The following is a 17,200-nucleotide window of genomic DNA, read 5'->3' on the forward strand; positions in this document are numbered from 1 at the left end:
TCTATCGATCAGTCAGCCGAAGCAATGATCTCGGCGAAACGCTTCTGGGCGTCTTCCGGCGTCATCGACGGGTTGGCGAAAAATTCGGAGAAGAGGTCTTCCTTCTGCTTCTGGCTGTCGGCCGAAAGCAGCTGGTCGGTGCCCTGGATCACGTTGCCCTTTGACAGGATATCGAGCCCCTTCTTCATGCAATCATTGGCAGCGGCAAGATCGACGTCGCCGCGAACCGGCAGCGAGCCCTTCTTCAGGTTGAAGGCAACTTGAGTCTTGGGATCGAGCAGGGTCTTGGCGAGCACGGCCTGCGCCTTGGATTTTTCCTCATCCTTCAGCAGCGGGAAGTAGAAGGCGTCACCGCCGGTCGAGATGATTTCGTTCACGCCGAGGCCCGGCAGGCAGGTATAGTCGGTACCGGCCTTCTGACCGGCGAGCGCGAATTCGCCCTGCGCCCAGTCACCCATGATCTGACCGCCGGCCTTCCCCGTGATGACGAGGTTGGTGGCCTGGTTCCAATCCTGGACATTGGTGCCCTTGGACATACGGCGCGCATCGTCGGCGGCCTTGAAGACCTTAGCGATTTCAGGGCCGGCGGCAGCTTCCGCATCCTTGTCCTTAAAGACCTTGTTGAAGGTGTCCTTGCCGGCAATCGCCACCATCAGCACGTCGAAGGCGCCTGCAGCCTGCCACGGCTGACCGCCGACGGCGAGCGGAAGGATACCGGCCTTTTCGAGAGCCGGCGCGGCAGCGACGAATTCGTCCCAGTTCTTCGGAACCTCGACGCCGGCCTTCTTGAAGGCGGCGTTCGAAAGCCACAGCCACTGCCAGGAGTGGATGTTGACGGGAGCGCAATAGATTTTACCGTCGATGGTGCAGGAATCGAGCAGGCTCGACGGACGGATGATGTCCTTCCAGTGCTCGGCGGTCGCCACATCGGTCAGGTCGCGCATGAGGCCGGCCTGAACGAGCTCCTCGGCCTGGCGGCCATGGTTGAACTGCGTGGCGCCCATCGGATCGCCGCCGGTGATGCGGCTGATCATGATCGGACGGGCCGTACCGCCGGAACCGGCAATAGCGCCATCGACCCAGTGGTTGCCGGTGGCGTCGAAGGCCTTGGCCAGCTCGGCGACGGCCGCGGATTCGCCGCCGGATGTCCACCAGTGCGTGACTTCGAGATCGGTGGCGTTTGCGCTGATCGGAAGCGCGGCCGAAGCGGCAAGCAGTGCCGCCATCATACGAATTTTCATGAGTTCTCCTCCCTCACTGAAACGTTGCCGGAAAAACTTAGATCAATCGATTTCCCCACGCAACTGCCCCCCTATAAATTTTTGCCTAAAGATCCGAATTGCCACTTCTGACTGTTCAAGATTAGCTCTCTACACCCTCTGAATCGAAAGAACCTTTGGGTTTTTCGCATATGCGCTGTCCCTTTATATAATTGAAAATAAAGCCATAATTTAAACACATAACCTCAGCCCTCGCATCGTCTTTTTCGCAGGCGCGGAAAAATTCCCAACAAATCACCGATTCAACCTATGCGAATGATATTGCGACGCACACAAGAAAAAATGCTCGACATTTCTACTGTATCGTTACAGATTGTATTCTTCAGGGAGGCGCGATTTTGGCAGGCGGCGGGCTTACGGCGCCTGAAAAAGCCTCTATAAGCGAGACAAATTCGCGCAGGGCGGCCTACAGGGATGGAAAACAAGGGAAATTTCGGACAAGCCGCATCGACGGCGGTGACGCGCGAGCGCCCGACATTGAAGACGATCGCCTTCATGACCGGCCTTGGCGTCACCACGGTCTCACGTGCGCTGAAAGATGCACCTGATATCGGGGCCGAAACCAAGGAGCGGGTGCGCATGGTCGCCCGCCAGCTCGGCTACCAGCCGAACAGGGCGGGCGTGCGCCTGCGCACCGGCAAAACCAACGTCATCGCCCTCGTCCTCAGCATCGACGAGGAGATCATGGGCTTCTCGAGCCAGATGGTCTTCGGCATCTCCGAGGTCCTGTCCGGCACGCCCTATCATATCGTCGTCACGCCGCATTCCCACAGCAAGGACCCGATGCTGCCGGTGCGCTATATCCTCGAGACCGGCTCGGCCGACGGTGTGATCATCTCGCGCATCGAGCCGGACGATCCGCGTGTACGGCTCTTGACCGAGCGCGGCATGCCCTTTGCCACGCATGGGCGCACCGATGCGGGTCTGACGCACCCCTTCCACGATTTCGACAACGAGGCCTTCGCCCATCAGGCGGTGGAGCGGCTGGTCAAACGCGGCCGGCGGCGCATCGCCCTGCTGCAGCCGCCGAGCAAGCTCACCTATTACGCCCATATCCGGATCGGCTTCCAGACAGGTCTGCACGATTACGGCGCCGAGGAAGTGCCGCTGCGCATCAACACCGATGCGCCGCTCGCTGATATCCGCGACGTCGTCGAGGTGATGATGCGTTCGGCGAACGCCCCTGACGGCATCGTCTGTTCGGCCGGCAGCGCAGCGATCGCCGTCAATGCCGGCATCGAGGCCGCCGGCAAGGCACTGGGACGCGATCTCGACATGGTTTCCAAGCAATCGGTGCCGATCCTGAACTGGATCCGGCCCGAGATCATCACCGCCCAGGAGGACGTGCGTCAGGCCGGCCGCGAAATGGCCAAGGCTGTCATCGCCCGCATCGACGGCGTGGAACCGGAACTGCTGCAGAGCATCAGCCAGCCGATTTGGCCGGAGAACGGCAGATAGGCGGGACTAGAGCGCCACTTCTTGCCCCCATCAACGCCGCGGTCCGCCGTCTCCTTTCATTACGTCGGGAGTGCACTAATCTGTCCTCGGTTATTCGTGTGACCTCAGGCTTCGCCCGCGAGATGTCACAGGACTGATCGAGGGAAGGTTGGCAAAGCTCAAAAACGCTTGTCATCCTCGCGGCGCGAGAGTGCGCAATCGAAAGAAACCCAATGCGATTGTCCGGAAGATCGATCGATCATCGATCTCCTGAAGGAGGATGAACGCTACCCCAGGGATACCCGAGCCGGCATCGGCTCGAAAAAGCCAAGATTGCCCCGCATTCAGGGACGCCACGGGGATTCGACAGGATGCAGCAGAGCGGCGTGCCCTATTTCAGCCAATGGGAAACACCCGGCATGACGCTGCCGGTGCTTGCTGAGGGCTCGCAAGCCCTGCTCAGCGACCCGCTCTGGCGGTATTCTGGAGCCGGCACGATCGAGGAATATGCACGCTGGGCAGTGAATGTCTGCGGCATGGCCTGCCTGAAAATGATCCTTGCCGCCCGCGGCGAGATCCATCCGACCCTCGACCTCGCCCGGGCCTGTACCGCCTATGGCGGTTATGTCATCAACGAGGTCGATGCCTCGATCAAGGGACTGATCTACGCGCCCTTCGTACGCTTCGTGGCCGAGCGTTTCGGGCTCGGCGCCGAGACCATGACCGGCGTCGAGACGGCGGCCATATCAGACCTCCTATCGAAGCGCCGCTTCTTTATCGCCTCTGTGCATTCGGGAATCCGCTGGCCGGAGCGCGCGCCGCCGTCGAAGGGCGGTCACCTGGTGCTGGTGACGGCGGCAAGCAACGAAACGATCCGCTTCCACAACCCATCCGGCCATCACGAGGCAAGCCAAGCCGATGTCAGGCTGCCGCTTGCCGTCTTCGACCGCTTTTTCGCCAATCGCGGCATATCGGTCGAGGCCTGACCCTTTTCAACACCAGATCGCTTCGGAGGCTTTCATGACCCCGTCCCCAAACAGGCTGCGCATCGCCGTGCTCTTCGGCGGCCGCTCGGCCGAACATGAGGTTTCCATCCTTTCGGCAACCAATGTCATGGGCGCCCTGGCGCCCGAGAAATACGACGCCGTTCCCATTTTCATTAGCCGCGAGGGACAGTGGCTGCTCAGCAGCATCGTGGACGGCGCCTTGGCGACACCGTCATCCGGCACAGAAATCTGCCTCGTGCCGGGCGGACGTGGACGGATGATGGCGATCCCGGCCGGTGGGACGCCATATGATTTGCCAGGGATCGACATCCTGTTCCCTGTGCTGCACGGCCCGTACGGCGAAGACGGATCGGTGCAGGGTCTGGCGGAGGTCGCCCGCGTGCCGCTCGCCGGCTGCGGCATCCTCGGCTCGGCCGCCGCACTCGACAAGGATATCGCCAAGCGCCTGTTGCGGGCAGCAGGCCTGCCGGTGGCGCGCGCCGTGACCATCCGTGCGGATGCCGCCCCTTCGCTGGCAACCCTCGAAAGCGAGCTCGGCCTGCCGCTCTTCATCAAACCGGCGCGACAGGGATCGTCGGTCGGCGTCGCCAAGGTCCATGCCAGCCAGGAATTCGCGCCCGCCCTTGCGGAGGCCTTCCGCCACGATCACACGTTGCTGGCCGAAGAATTTGTTGCCGGCCGCGAGATCGAATTCAGCGTGCTGGAGAATGCGGCAGGCGAACTCTTCGTCTCCCGGCCGGGCGAGATCGTCCCGGCGGAAAGCCACGGCTTCTACAATTACGATGCCAAATATATCGACGAGAACGGCGCGGCGCTGAAAGTGCCGGCCGAGCTGCCGCCGGACGTCGAGGCCACCATGCGCGACATGGCCGCAAAGGCCTTCCGGGCTGTCGGCTGCGACGGCATGGCGCGCGTCGATTTCTTCCTGACATCGGACATGCGGTTCCTCATCAACGAGATCAACACCATCCCCGGCTTTACCGATATCAGCATGTATTCCAAGGCGATGGCGGCAAGCGGCGTCAGCTATGCCGAGGTCATTGACCGGCTCGTCGATCACGGCATGGCGCGCGCCGGCCGGACAGGCTGAGGCGGCGCTTGATGTCAGGCATCGGCCTGACAAAGTTCAGCGCTTGCGAAAGACACACCATTGGAAGGGCTGTCGGCCACCACCGGGCGTCGTGTGATCCTGGCGCCACTCGCGTTCGAGCGTGAAAGCCGAAGAGAATGCCGTCGCAAGGGCAGCCGCATCGTAACGCTGAACCGGCAAGCCGCTACAGCGCTCCGGACCGTCCGGCGCGAAAGTGGCGATGATCACGATGCTGCCTGGCGACGTGCCAGCTTCGAGCGCGCGGCGATAAGCCAGCCGCTGTTCCGGCTCGGTGAGGAAGTGAAAGACGGCGCGGTCATGCCACACATCGTACCGGCGCTCCGGTCGCCACACGGTGACATCGGCAATCACCCAGGCGATGCGGGCGGCCTCATCCCCGAGCCGCGCCTTGGCGACATCGAGCGCCGGCGCGGCGATGTCGAGAACGGTAAGATCGGACCACCCGCGTTCGACTAGACGGTCGACAAGGCTCGATGCGCCACCGCCGACATCGATCAGCGAGGTTGCGACCGGCAACTGCAGCGCGTCGAGCGCCCGCAGAGAAGGTTCGGGCGTCGGCTGATACCAGCTGACGCTGTCGGCAGCTTTCGTGCGGTAGACTGCGTCCCAATGTTCCCGTTTCGCGTCCGTCATCGCTCCATTGTCCTTGCCGCCGATATGAGTGATGAAAATGTAGGAACTGAGATGTCAGTAACAAATGTCCGGACGTGTCACAGCGAAGTGGCGTAGATGAGAGCGACCGGATCGGGTTCGAGGTTCGGCAATTTAAGGATCATGCCGGCGCCCGCAACGCAACTCCGAATGCCGGCGGTTCGAAGACTGCGGGCAATGCAAAGTTGACGAAAGACCGAGGGGCAAGCGAAAAAGCCCGGCGCGAGGGCCGGGCTTTCCCTTAATCTTCTGCTTGGCAAACCTCAGAAGGTCGCCGCGCCGCTGCCCCAGGGGCCGTGGTGGAAATCCTTGCCATCGAGACGGTCGAAACCGTGGGCGCCGAAGAAGTCGCGCTGGGCCTGGATGAGGTTTGCCGTGCCCCTGCCCTGGCGGTAGGCGTCGAAATAGGTGAGCGCCGAAGTCAGCGCCGGCACCGGCAGACCAGCGGAAATTGCCGCGGCGACGACGCGGCGCAGCGCCGGAATCGATTCCTTGACCATTTCCGAGAAGGCGGGCGTGACGATCAGGTTCGCAGCGTCGGGAGCCTTGGTAAAGGCCGAGGTGATCTCATCGAGGAACTGCGAGCGGATGATGCAGCCGGCGCGCCAGATCCTGGCAATGGTCGGCATCGGCAGCGACCAGTTGAACTCGCGCGAAGCTTCCGCCATTACGGCGAAGCCCTGCGCATAGGCGCCGATCTTGGCGGCAAACAGCGCCAGTTCCAAATCCTTGTTGAGTTCGGGACCGTAGGCGATCGGGAAGGAGACGGCCTGCGTGCCGAAAATCTTTTCGGCGGCTTCGCGCTGCGATTTCATCGAGGAAAGGCTGCGGGCGGCGACCGCGGCTTCGATTGCCGTTGCCGGAATGCCCATGTTCTGTGCCTCGATGGCCGACCATTTGCCGGTGCCCTTCTGGCCGGCTTTGTCGAGGATCATGTCGACCATCGGGCCGCCGGAAACCGGGTCGGTCGCAGCAAGCACCTTCTCGGAAATCTCGATCAGGTAGGAGTTCAGCCGGCCCTTGTTCCACTCGCCGAAGACGCCGGAGATGTCGGAGGCACTCTTGCCGAGGCCGTCGCGCAGGATGCCGTAGATTTCAGCGATCATCTGCATGTCGGCATATTCGATGCCGTTATGGATGGTCTTGACGAAATGGCCGGCGCCGTCATTGCCGAGCCAGGCGACACAGGGCTCGTCATTGTAGCGGGCGGCAATCGAGGTCAGAACCTTCTCGACGCGCTTCCAGGACTCTTCGGTGCCGCCGACCATGATCGACGGGCCGTGGCGCGCACCTTCCTCGCCGCCGGAAACTCCCATGCCGATGAAGGTCAGATCGGTATCCTTGAGGCGGTCGAAGCGGGCGACGGTATCGCGGAAATTGGCGTTGCCGGCATCGATCATGATGTCGCCCTTGGACAGATGCGGGCGCAACGCCTCCATCTGCTGATCGACGGCATCGCCCGCCTTGATCATGATGATGATCGGCCGCGGCGGCCGGATCGCATCGACGAACTCTTCTATGGTCTTGCAGGGAATGATCTGCTTTTTCAGATCGCCGGCGCTTTCGTAGAATTCGTCGGTTTTCTCAGGCGTGCGGTTGAACACCGCAATTTTATTGCCTTTCTCCGCGATGTTGAGCGCCAGGTTGGAGCCCATGACCGCAAGGCCGATCAGTCCGATTTCTGCCTTTTCCACGACAAACCTCCGATGTGTCATTTGGACCGGTGTTGTGGCACTGTCTTACTCAAACGGCAAGTCTGCCAAGGGTCTAATCGGTTCGCAAAAGTCAATGAAATGAAGCTTCCAATGCCGGCTTGTCCGACAAGCTGCCTTCTGATCGGCAGGCAGCGATATGGTGTGACCTGCCCTTGGCGCATCTGTAATGCCCTATCTCATGGTATCATAGGCCGTTCGGGAGATATCGCGTGGCAACGGAAAAACGAAACGGTGGAATTCTCCTGGCGGCCCGCGCCGGCCGCTATCGCGAATATGCGCCTCCGCCGGCGCTGCGGGGCCATTTCAGCCGGCTCTGGTCGCATTCGCTTCACGATGGACCGCCGGCAACGGTGGCGATCGTCCCGGACGGCTACTGCGATCTGCTCTGGATCGGCGGTCGGCTGGTCGTTGCCGGGCCTGACAGGACGGCGGCCTTTCCCCTCATCCGGCCGGGCACGACCGTCATTGGTGCACGGTTTGCACCGGGCGCCGCCGCACTCTGGCTGAAAACGCCGCTCTCGGCGCTGGTCGGCTGCTCGGTGCGGCTCAGCGATATCGGCCGGACGGACACCGCCGATTTTGAGGCGCGGCTGCAAGATTGTCCCGACGCTGCGGACGCGATGGTGTTGTTCGCCCGATTGCTCGAAGAGGCTGCACGCGGGGAGGAGGAGCCCGCCGCCGACGCCGCGGTGATCTTTGCCGCCGCCGACAGCGGCTGCCCCTCGCCCAGCCTGCGCCGCCGGCTCGACATCAGCGAAAGACAGCTGCGCCGCCGCTGCCACCAGCATTTCGGCTACGGCGCCAAGACGCTGGAACGCATCCGCCGATTCCAGCGTTTCCTCGACCTCTGCCGCAGATCGCACGCGATGCCGCTGGCCCAACTTGCACTGGAAGCGGGCTTTGCCGATCAAGCCCACATGACGCGCGAGGTCGGCGAACTCTCATGCCTGACGCCTGGCGTCATTCTTGATCAGCTCAACGCGCGGGAAATGCCGGACTGACCGTTTTGTTCAAGACGCCGCGGGTCGGGCTGTTATTCTCGCTCGACCAAGATCAAGGACCTGCAAGCCATGTCGACTATGCCCGCAAGAATCATCCACCGATCGATCGAGCGTGACTGGCGCGACGTCTACGACTTCGCCGGCAAGCCGGAGAACATGCCGCTCTGGGCCTCCGGCCTTGCGACCGGTCTTGAGCCCAATGGCGCCGATTGGATCGCCCATGGCCCTCTCGGCACCATCAAGGTCAGCTTCGTGCCCGCTAATGAATTCGGCGTGATCGACCATACGGTGACGATCGAATCCGGTCTCAGGGTCTATAATGCATTGCGCATCGTGCCGAACGGCGATGGTTGCGAGATCATGTTTACGCTGCTGCGCCTGCCCGGCATGACCGACGCGCAGTTTTCCGCCGATGCCGCCCATGTCGAGAAGGACCTCGCCATGCTGAAAGCCCTGATGGAGAGATAGATGGCCGATAAGTCAGAAAACCACGACCGCCGCATCGATTATGTCGAGTTCAACGTCGCCGACATCGCTGCCGCCAAGGCCTTTTATGGCTCGGCCTTCGGCTGGCGTTTCACCGATTACGGGCCGAACTATTGCGAATTCGACGATGGCCGTTTGAAGGGTGGCTTTACCGATTTCGGACCTGTGCGGCCAGGAGGGCCGCTTGTCGTCGTCTACGCCAATGATCTGGAGGAGGTGCTGACGTCGGTCGAAAGGGCCGGCGGCACGATCTGCCGGCCGATCACCGATTTTCCCGGCGGCCGCCGCTTCCATTTCCTCGATCGAGACGGTTACGAGCTCGCCGTCTGGGCGACTGCATAGGTTCGATCACCGATCCATCACGATCAGAGCACCGATCACCGTGCCGCCGGCATCGCGCAGCGGCGACATGCGACAGCGCGCCTGCCGCGATGGGCCAGCGCCGGCCGCCCGCTCATAGGTGTAGTCGATCTGCTCGCCGGCAAAGCAGGCATCCAGCTTATGTTTAGCGCATCCGGCAAAGCGTTCTTCGCCGATGAATTCGGATATATGGTGGCCGATGAGATCCATCGGCCTTCTGTCGAGATGAGCGCTGTTGGCCGCATTGGAATAGAGATAGCGATAGTCCCTGGTCAGCACCGCCACCCGATCCGGCAGGCTTTCGAGGATCGCCGCATTGAGAAATTGGCCGTTGTCGGTGTCGGGCACATAGGCCGCCGGCGGCTCGATGCGCACATCCTGCGGTGAAGGCAGCCGCCAGTCCGGCCCATGAGTGCCGAAATAGCCATCAAGCAGGCAGGACAGCACCGCCGTATGTTCTCGGACGCTGGCGCTGTCATCGGCATCACGGGCGATGAGATGGCTCGCGAACTGCAGCTGCATATACACTTCCAGCAGATTCGCTGCCCGGCATGCCAGGATCGCCTCGACCAGCGGCTCGACATGCCGGTCGAGCGACATGACGCGCTGATCGTCGCCGAGGCGTATGGCTTCCTCTATTTGCGCGCAACGCAAGGAAAAGGCTCGAAAAAGCTCCTGCAAGACGCCTCCCACTCCCATTGTCCAAGCGGTGTGCCCAATAACCGATAAGGCAGCATGCACGAAAATGCGCCTTGCGGTAGATTTTACTCACGCCCTGGTGGTGACGGGTAACATGAAGTGTACTCGGTTTCAACTCGAGAGCACCTGCCGCTTTTCACCGCTGATAAATGGGGGGTGGACCTTCTTATGCGAGCGTCTTCTTGATCTGCCAGCGATCGTGATACCAGAGCCACTGTTCCGGATATTCCCGTACCCACCTCTCCACCTTGTCGTTGAGCAGCTGGGCCGCTGCCGGCAGGTCGAGATTGCCTCTTTCGTCGCGCGGCATCTCCAGCCGCGGCTCGATTTCCAGGCGGTAGCGGTTTCCCGGCAGGCGAATGCAGCGCGCCGGATAGACCTCGCAATCGAACTGGCGCACCAGCTTCGGCAGCAGCGGATTGGTCTTCACCTCGCGCCCGAAGAAGGTGCCCTTCAGCCCCTTGCCGAATTTCTGGTCCACGAGCACGCCCACCCCCTGGCCGGCTTCCAGCTGACGCGCCAGCGCGAAGGAGGAGCCGGCATGCGACGGCACCAGCTTGCCCATGCGGGCGCTGCGGAAGTCGAACACCTTCTTGGCGACGTAAGGGTTGTTCGGCGGCCGGAAGAGCACGGTCACCGTCAGCCCGAAGGCAGCACCCGCCACCGGCAGCAGCTCGAAATTGGCGGTGTGGCCGGTGAACACGATAAAGGGGCGTGGATTGTCACGCAGGTCGAGGAAGATCGGAATGCCCGAGACCTCCACCCTGCCCGGTTCCGATTTTTCGGGATCATAGTCGAACAGCTGGTCGAGGAAGACATATTCGGCCGCGAGCCTTCCCATATTGCCCCAGCTGGCGAGCGCAATCTTCTCGATCTCGGCCTCGCTCTTCTCGGGAAAGGCGTTGCGCAGATTGGTGAGCATCAGCTTGTGGCGGCGGGTCCGCCGGCCGAGGCGGCGCATCACCCTGTCGGCAAAGCGGATCGCGCCATCGGCCGGAAACAGCTTAAGCAGGTTCAGGAAGCCGAACATCGCCTGCGCCACCAGCCATTGCTGGAAATTCCTGAGCGCCAGGACGATCCGGGTGATGATCAGCTTCACTTCAGGTCAATCCATCTTCAGGATGATCTTGCCGAAGATCTGGCGCGATTCCATCCGCTCCAGCGCCCGGTCGATATCGTCGAAGCCGACTTCGGTATCGATGACGGGATGCACGAGCCCGCGGCCCATCTTCTGCATCGCATCCGCCATGTTTTCCATGCGGCACCCGAAGGAGCCGAGCAGCTTCAATTGCTGCTGGAACAGCATCATCAGGTTCATTTCGGTCGAGACGCCCGAGGTCGAACCGCAAGTGACGAGGCGGCCGCCGCGCTTCATGCAGAGCATCGAACCCGCCCAGGTATCCTTGCCGACATGTTCGAAGACGACGTCGACGCCCTTCTTCTTGGTGAGCTTGCGCACTACGCCTTCGAAGCGGTCGGTGCGGTAGTTGATGACGTGATCGGCGCCGAGCGCCTTGGCCTTCTCGATTTTGTCGTCGGAGCCGACGGTGGTGATGACGGTGCAGCCGATCTTCTTGGCAAGCTGGATCGCCGCCGTGCCGATGCCGGAGCCGCCGGCATGGACGAGGATCGTTTCGCCGGGTTCGAGCTTGGCATTGTCGAACAGCATGTGTTCGACCGTGCCGAAGGTAACGGGCGCGAGTGCTGCGCCGATCGCATCGACTCCGGGAGGAGCCGGAACGAGCAGGCGCGCCGGCAGATTGACCTTCTCCTGCGCGAAGCCGTCGAGATGGAAGCCGTGCACGCCGGAAACGTGTTCGCAGAGATTGTCGCGGCCTTCGCGGCACGGGCGGCAGAGCCCGCAGGTACGCGCGCCGTAGATCGACACCAGTTGACCCGGCAGCACGTTGGCGACACCGGGCCCGATCGCCTCGACGACGCCGGAGGCTTCCGCGCCGATGACGAGCGGCATCTTGCGCTTGGCAAACGCCATGCCGCGCCAGCCCCAGACGTCGATATGGTTGAGCGCCACGGCCTTGACGCGCAGCGTCACCTCGCCGGCTGCCGGTGCATCCGGTTCCGGCAGATCGGTGATCTCAAGCTTACGGTCATCGATCAGTTGCAGCGCTCGCATAATATATAGTTCTTTCTTCTACGTGGATCGTCGTCATGCTCGGGCTTGTCCCGAGCATCTGCCAGCGGTCATTGAGTGACGCAAGTAGATCCTCGGGACAAGCCCGAGGATGACGTCAAAAACCACTTCGTCCCAAAATCAAGGAGGGTCTCTAAGCCGGTTCGAGCGCCATGACAAGGCTGGCATTCTGCCCGCCGAAGCCGAAGGAGTTGGAAAGCACGGCCGAAACCTGGGCTTCCCGCTTCTTGTTCGGCACGACATCGAGCACGATCGACGGATCGGGATTGTTGTAGTTGATCGTCGGCGGCAGCGTGCCCGTCAGCATCGTCTGCAGCGAGAACACCGCCTCGACCGCGCCTGCAGCCGTCAGCGTATGGCCGATCATCGACTTGTTGGACGACACTGGAATGCCTACCAGCTTCTCGCCGAAGACGGCGGACATCGAGCCATATTCCATCTTGTCGTTTTCAGGCGTCGAGGTGCCGTGTGCGTTGATGTAGCCGATATCGGCCTCGCTCATGCCGGCATCGGCAAGAGCCGCGCGGATCGTCGCGATGGCCGGGCCGCCGTCGGGCGACGACCGGGTGCGGTGGAAGCTGTCGGCCTTGTCGCCGGCGCCCTTCATGATGCCGAGCACCTTGGCGCCGCGGGCGACCGCCGATTCCAGCGATTCCAGCACCAGCGTCGCAGCACCCTCCGCGATGACGAAGCCGTCGCGATCCTTGCTGAACGGCTTGGAGGCCTTGGTCGGCGGATCGTTCTGGGTCGAAAGGGCCGACAGCAGCGAGAAGCGGATCAGCGCTTCGGCGCTCAGCGAGCCGTCCGTGGCGACGGTCAGGGCGCGGTCGGTGCGGCCCTGCCGGATCGCCTCGATGCCGAGCTGGATCGCGGTCGCGCCGGAGGCGCAGGCCGTCGACAACGTCACAGGCAGGCCGCGCGTGCCGAACCGGTCGGCAAGGCGCTCGGAAATCGCGCCGAACAGCGCCGCCTCATGGAAAGCCGGGTCCGGCCGCTGGCGCAGCGCCGTCAGGAAGCGCTCATAAGCATCACCGGGATGGTCGGCCCCCGGCGAACGGTCTGCAAGCTCGAAACGGGCGCTCCATTCAGGCTCGATCGGCGGCGCGGCAAGGAACAGCGGGCCGTTGAAGTCACCTGACAGACCGGCGTCGGCCAGCGCCTCGATGGTCGTCTCGCGCGCAAAGGCATAGGAGCGCTCGACGGCGTTCGGCACGGGAATCTCGATGAAATCGACGGTGCCGGCGATCCGGGTCGACAGGCCTTCGGTCGGGAAGCGGTTGATCGCATGGATGCCCGAGGTGCCGGAAGAAAGGGCCGCCCAATTGTCCTTCAGGCCCTGGCCGAGCGAGGTAATGATGCCCATGCCGGTCACTGCGACTATCGGCCGGCCGAGATGATCCTTGTAAAGGGAATCCGTCATATCTGTCTCCTCACGCCTCAGCCGAAAGAACGGCGACGCCCTCGCCGCGCTGGTGACCGACTGTCGTGACGACAGCAGCCTTCGTGCCTGCCTTCATTGGCGCTTCATGGGCGGCATCGAACGGCGGGACCTTGGCATTGGCATCGATGGCAAGGGCTGCGAGCGCCAGCCCCAGCGGGAACTGCGCCTCGATCGTGTGACCGGACACACCGCCGAAGCCGCGGATGGCAGCGCCGGGAAGCTGATGCTCCAGCACCGCCTTTTCGCGGGCGGCGATCTCATGCATGCCGGTCGAGCCGGAGAAGATCGCTGTGCTCTCCGCCGGCAGCTCGGCGGCAGGCTTCAACAGCCGCTCCATGCGCACCTCGAAATTGCCGGCGCTGCGATTGCCGCGATCACCTTCGACGGCGCTGATCGTCGCATAGATATGCGCGCCGCGCTCTTCTGCATGCTTGCGCGATTCCAGCACCAGGAAGGCACCGGCCGAACCGGTGATCATGCCGCCGCCATCGAGGCCGGAGCGCGACCAGAGCGGCGCCCACTCGCCGCGCGTATGCGCGCCGATCGCCTCGGTCAGCAGGATCATGTCGGGGCGCTCGGCAGCAAAGGCGCCCCCGACAAGCGCATGGGTGGATTCGCCGGAGCGAATCCGCCAGAACGCCGTCTCGACGGCGGAAACGCCTGAGGCTTCCTCGCCCATGAAGGTGCGCGACGAGCCGGTGACCTTGTGAACGATGGAAATGTTGCCGGCGAGCAGGTTGGAAAGCTGCGCCAGGAAGAGCGTCGGCCTCAGCTCCGTCGTCAGCTTCTCGTTCAGCAGCAGCTCGCGGTCGTTGCGCCTCAGGCCCTCGTCGACGATCAGCGTATCGACGTTGATGTCGCGTTCGCCGCCGCCGGCCGCCACGATCATGTCCATCGTGCCGCAGGCCTCGATATTGTCCTTGAAGCCGGCATCGTCGAGCGCCAACCCTGCGGCGAAGACTCCGATGCGCTGCCAGTTTTCCATCTGGCGCTGATCGCCACGCTTGGCAATCTGCTGCGACCAGTCGATCTCGGGCAGCGGATGCACCGGATAGGGCTTGAATTTTTCGGTCTCGACGATCGCCTTCGGCGCGCTTTCGGCCGAAAGCAGCGCGATATGCGCGTCCTTGCCGACGCCCTGACAGGTGACGATGCCGACGCCGGAGATGACGACGTCGTTTGCGGCCTTGCTCATCCAATCACTCCCTGCGCTGCGATCGCGTCGAGAAGCCCGACCTCGCCGGCGCGTTTTTTCACGATATCGCCGAGCGGAACCTCGCTGAAGGGCATGGTGCGCAGCTTCAACTGCGCATCGCAGACCTTCTTGCCGCCGCTGGTGATCTTGGCCTTGGTGACCGCGAAGCCCGAACCGTCGTGCTCCAGCACCGCCTCGATGTCGAGCACGGCTTCCGGCTCGACGAAGGTGCGCATCTTGGCGCCGTCGACCGACATCAGGAAGGGCATGGCGGCGAAATCGGTGGCGGCAAGCACCAGCATGCCGGAGGCCTGCGCCATGGTCTCGATCAGCAGCACGCCGGGAACCAGCGGCATGCCGGGGAAATGGCCCTCGAAGACAGGGCTCTTGGCCGGCACGACGGATCGCGCCGCAAGCGTGCCCTTCTTCAGGTCCACCGCTTCGACGCGGTCAATCATTTGGAAATATTCCAGCAGCATTCGGATCCTCCGGCCCGACGGGCAAGATCCGCCCACCGGTGACGCCTAGTTAGGAACGAAACCGCCCGGCCGCCATAGTCCGGCGGCAGGGCGTTCAAAAAAGACGGTCAGATCTCTCAGGCCTTGGCTGCTTTGAGCTCGTCGATCTTGGCGCACAGGTTCTTCAGCACGAAATACTCTTCGGTGGAAACCTTGCCCTCATTGACTTCCTGTGTCCACTTTTCGAGCGGAATCTTGATGCCGAATTCCTTGTCGATCGCAAAGACGATGTCGAGGAAATCAAGGCTGTCGATACCGAGGTCGTCGATCGTATGGCTCTCCGGCGTGATCGTGGCACGGTCGATCTCGCTGGTTTCTGCAATAATGTCGGCAACTTTATCGAATGTAGCGGTCACGCGCTGTACCTCATGAAATGACGATTTAAACCTCCTCATAGGCAAATCCATTTCAAAAGCCAATGCTTTCGTCCGGGCGTTGCGGCAATTTGGCAATGAGGTGTTGCCTAAACAGCAATGGAGTGCCGGACGTTCCGGAGTGTTGCGCGAACCCGAAACGCGATGCAAGGCCCGTCTTGGCGCGTGATGGGCGGCGGCGCGAATCAAATCGCTGACTCGCTGGATGCGAGCGTGCCCAACATCCGCACCTGAGTTTGATCTTAATCAAATCGCGACGCCGGTGATTTGATAATCATCAAACCGCGCTGGAAGAAATCGAGATCGCGGTCCGGGCATGACTTGGCACAGGTCGGATTTTCGAAGGGATCAGGACATGGACGTCGCACGCAGTGAGGTTTTCGAGGCCGGCACGCCCACCGCGTGCCGCTCCTGCCAGGCGCGGCATGGCGTCGTCTGCGGCGCCTTGTCGAACGCCCAGCTGAAGGAGCTCAACCGCCATTCCCTGCGCCGCAAGGTCGACGCCGGCTCGGAGATCATTGCTCAAGGGTCGGAGAGCTCATTCTATTCCAACATCACGCGTGGCGTGATCAAGCTCTGCAAGATGATGCCGGACGGTCGCCAGCAGATCGTCGGCCTGCAGTTCGCTCCCGATTTCGTCGGCCGACCCTTCGTGCGCGAAAGCACGCTGTCTGCCGAGGCGGCCACCGATGCCGAAATTTGTGTTTTTCCCCGGAACCTGCTCGACCGCATGATAGCGGAGACGCCGGAGCTGCAACGCAGCCTGCACGATCAGGCGCTCAACGAGCTGGATGCGGCGCGCGAATGGATGCTGACGCTCGGCCGCCGCACGGCGGAGGAGAAGGTCGCAAGCCTGCTTCACCTCATCGCCACCCACGCCGAGCCGCAAACCGCCATCAGCACCGCCTTCGACCTGCCGTTATCGCGCGCCGAAATCGCTGATTTTCTCGGGCTGACGATCGAGACTGTGAGCCGGCAGATGACCAGATTGCGCAAGCGGGGAGTCATCCTGATCGAGAACTCCAGACATATCGTTGTTCCTGATATGGATGAGCTGCAGAAGATCAGCGCATAACGGTGTCAGCCGCCCGGTTCAGGTGCAGAACAGGATGATTTTAGGTCCGGTTGGCCCAAAATCTGAATCCGGTTCTAAACTAAAGGGTTAAAGCATGATGTTGTCCGAAAACCGCTCACACTTTCGGCATCATGCTCTAGTCAGCGCGTAATGACCACCCAGGTATTGGCGAGACCTGCCTGCCGCGCCAGCGAAAAGAACTCCGCCGCATTGTCGGGATGCAGGCGAACGCAGCCATGCGAGGCCGGCCTGCCGAGACGCTTCAGATCGAAGGTGGCGTGAACGGCGTAACCGCCGTTGAAAAATACCGCGTAAGGCATCGGCGCGTTGTCGTACTTGCGGGAGCGGTGATCGCGCGACAGCCACTTGGCGCTCCAGGAACCGGTCGGCGTGACATAGCCATCGCGCGCGGTCGAAACCTTCCAGCGATACTTGACGAAGCCATTCTCGGTGACCGTCATCGTCTGCTTGCCGATGCTGATATTGGCAACCAGCGTTGCTGCCTCAGCCGCAACCGGAGAAAACTGCAGCAATAAACTTGCGGCCGCGGCCGCAAAAATCGTCTTCATGATAACCCCTCTTCGCACCCGCGCAGTGTGATTGCGCCCTCACGGCAGAGAGACTACGACGATACTTATTATATTGCTTTAACCCGAATGGTAATCACAATTCTAACGAGCGTAAGTGTGATCGGGACG

18 protein-coding genes are annotated in these 17,200 nt (G+C 62.1%); 7 read left to right on the forward strand and 11 right to left on the reverse strand.

Annotated elements, in window-relative coordinates; genetic code table 11:
* Nucleotides 1-8 precede the first annotated feature (8 nt).
* A complete protein-coding gene (locus AMC88_RS12565) occupies nt 9-1,241 on the reverse strand; it encodes an ABC transporter substrate-binding protein (protein ID WP_012484129.1) in 1,233 nt (410 codons plus the stop codon).
* Nucleotides 1,242-1,694: 453 nt separating this feature from the next.
* On the opposite strand from AMC88_RS12565, the gene AMC88_RS12570 reads away from it, so the two are divergent.
* The 3 genes from AMC88_RS12570 (at nt 1,695) to AMC88_RS12580 (ending at nt 4,814) form a co-directional block, all read left to right on the forward strand.
* Nucleotides 1,695-2,738 carry a LacI family transcriptional regulator gene (locus tag AMC88_RS12570; protein ID WP_064825346.1) on the forward strand — a complete coding sequence of 348 codons (1,044 nt, stop codon included), beginning with the start codon at nt 1,695-1,697 and terminating at the stop codon, nt 2,736-2,738.
* A 350-nt stretch (nt 2,739-3,088) separates the two neighbouring features.
* The gene (locus AMC88_RS12575; protein WP_012484131.1) at nt 3,089-3,703 is read left to right on the forward strand and encodes a C39 family peptidase; all 615 of its coding nucleotides are present in this window, start codon (nt 3,089-3,091) and stop codon (nt 3,701-3,703) included.
* 34 nt (nt 3,704-3,737) lie between these two features.
* Nucleotides 3,738-4,814, forward strand: coding sequence for a D-alanine--D-alanine ligase family protein (locus AMC88_RS12580; protein WP_012484132.1), 1,077 nt, complete (start codon nt 3,738-3,740; stop codon nt 4,812-4,814).
* Nucleotides 4,815-4,850: 36 nt separating this feature from the next.
* Here AMC88_RS12580 and AMC88_RS12585 read toward each other — a convergent pair whose 3' ends face one another.
* Nucleotides 4,851-5,468, reverse strand: coding sequence for a class I SAM-dependent methyltransferase (locus AMC88_RS12585; protein WP_012484133.1), 618 nt, complete (start codon nt 5,466-5,468; stop codon nt 4,851-4,853).
* A gap of 281 nt (nt 5,469-5,749) precedes the next feature.
* Complete coding sequence (gene gndA, locus AMC88_RS12590; protein WP_016733318.1) at nt 5,750-7,201, reverse strand: NADP-dependent phosphogluconate dehydrogenase; 1,452 nt, start codon at nt 7,199-7,201, stop codon at nt 5,750-5,752.
* A gap of 209 nt (nt 7,202-7,410) precedes the next feature.
* On the opposite strand from gndA, the gene AMC88_RS12595 reads away from it, so the two are divergent.
* The 3 genes from AMC88_RS12595 (at nt 7,411) to AMC88_RS12605 (ending at nt 9,030) form a co-directional block, all read left to right on the forward strand.
* Nucleotides 7,411-8,202, forward strand: a complete 792-nt coding sequence (locus AMC88_RS12595; protein WP_016733319.1) for a helix-turn-helix domain-containing protein — start codon at nt 7,411-7,413, stop codon at nt 8,200-8,202.
* 69 nt (nt 8,203-8,271) lie between these two features.
* On the forward strand, nt 8,272-8,670 hold the full coding sequence (locus AMC88_RS12600; RefSeq protein WP_004669768.1) for a polyketide cyclase: 399 nt from the start codon (nt 8,272-8,274) through the stop codon (nt 8,668-8,670).
* A complete protein-coding gene (locus tag AMC88_RS12605) occupies nt 8,671-9,030 on the forward strand; it encodes a VOC family protein (RefSeq protein ID WP_004669769.1) in 360 nt (119 codons plus the stop codon). It begins immediately after the preceding gene.
* Nucleotides 9,031-9,036: 6 nt separating this feature from the next.
* Here AMC88_RS12605 and AMC88_RS12610 read toward each other — a convergent pair whose 3' ends face one another.
* The 7 genes from AMC88_RS12610 to AMC88_RS12640 all read right to left on the reverse strand — a co-directional run bounded on the left by AMC88_RS12610 (nt 9,037) and on the right by AMC88_RS12640 (nt 15,409).
* A complete protein-coding gene (locus AMC88_RS12610; protein WP_029531288.1) occupies nt 9,037-9,729 on the reverse strand; it encodes a PAS domain-containing protein in 693 nt (230 codons plus the stop codon).
* A 184-nt stretch (nt 9,730-9,913) separates the two neighbouring features.
* Nucleotides 9,914-10,846 (reverse strand): lipid A biosynthesis lauroyl acyltransferase, encoded by a 933-nt coding sequence (locus AMC88_RS12615; RefSeq protein ID WP_012484138.1) that lies wholly within the window; start codon nt 10,844-10,846, stop codon nt 9,914-9,916.
* Nucleotides 10,847-10,852: 6 nt separating this feature from the next.
* A complete protein-coding gene (locus AMC88_RS12620; protein ID WP_004669770.1) occupies nt 10,853-11,881 on the reverse strand; it encodes a zinc-binding dehydrogenase in 1,029 nt (342 codons plus the stop codon).
* Nucleotides 11,882-12,032: 151 nt separating this feature from the next.
* On the reverse strand, nt 12,033-13,319 hold the full coding sequence (locus AMC88_RS12625; protein ID WP_064825347.1) for a beta-ketoacyl-ACP synthase: 1,287 nt from the start codon (nt 13,317-13,319) through the stop codon (nt 12,033-12,035).
* Nucleotides 13,320-13,329: 10 nt separating this feature from the next.
* Nucleotides 13,330-14,535 (reverse strand): beta-ketoacyl-ACP synthase, encoded by a 1,206-nt coding sequence (locus AMC88_RS12630; RefSeq protein ID WP_012484140.1) that lies wholly within the window; start codon nt 14,533-14,535, stop codon nt 13,330-13,332.
* Complete coding sequence (locus AMC88_RS12635; protein ID WP_004678659.1) at nt 14,532-15,014, reverse strand: 3-hydroxyacyl-ACP dehydratase FabZ family protein; 483 nt, start codon at nt 15,012-15,014, stop codon at nt 14,532-14,534. The genes AMC88_RS12630 and AMC88_RS12635 overlap by 4 nt, the downstream gene beginning before the upstream one ends.
* Before the next feature lie 116 nt (nt 15,015-15,130).
* A complete protein-coding gene (locus AMC88_RS12640; RefSeq protein WP_003540486.1) occupies nt 15,131-15,409 on the reverse strand; it encodes an acyl carrier protein in 279 nt (92 codons plus the stop codon).
* 373 nt (nt 15,410-15,782) lie between these two features.
* Here AMC88_RS12640 and AMC88_RS12645 point away from each other — a divergent pair, with 373 nt between their 5' ends.
* Nucleotides 15,783-16,502 (forward strand): Crp/Fnr family transcriptional regulator, encoded by a 720-nt coding sequence (locus AMC88_RS12645; protein WP_012484142.1) that lies wholly within the window; start codon nt 15,783-15,785, stop codon nt 16,500-16,502.
* 140 nt (nt 16,503-16,642) lie between these two features.
* Here AMC88_RS12645 and AMC88_RS12650 read toward each other — a convergent pair whose 3' ends face one another.
* Nucleotides 16,643-17,071, reverse strand: a complete 429-nt coding sequence (locus tag AMC88_RS12650) for a L,D-transpeptidase (RefSeq protein WP_064825348.1) — start codon at nt 17,069-17,071, stop codon at nt 16,643-16,645.
* Between the last annotated feature and the right edge of the window lie 129 nt (nt 17,072-17,200).

This window comes from Rhizobium phaseoli (assembly GCF_001664385.1).
Lineage (GTDB): Bacteria > Pseudomonadota > Alphaproteobacteria > Rhizobiales > Rhizobiaceae > Rhizobium > Rhizobium phaseoli.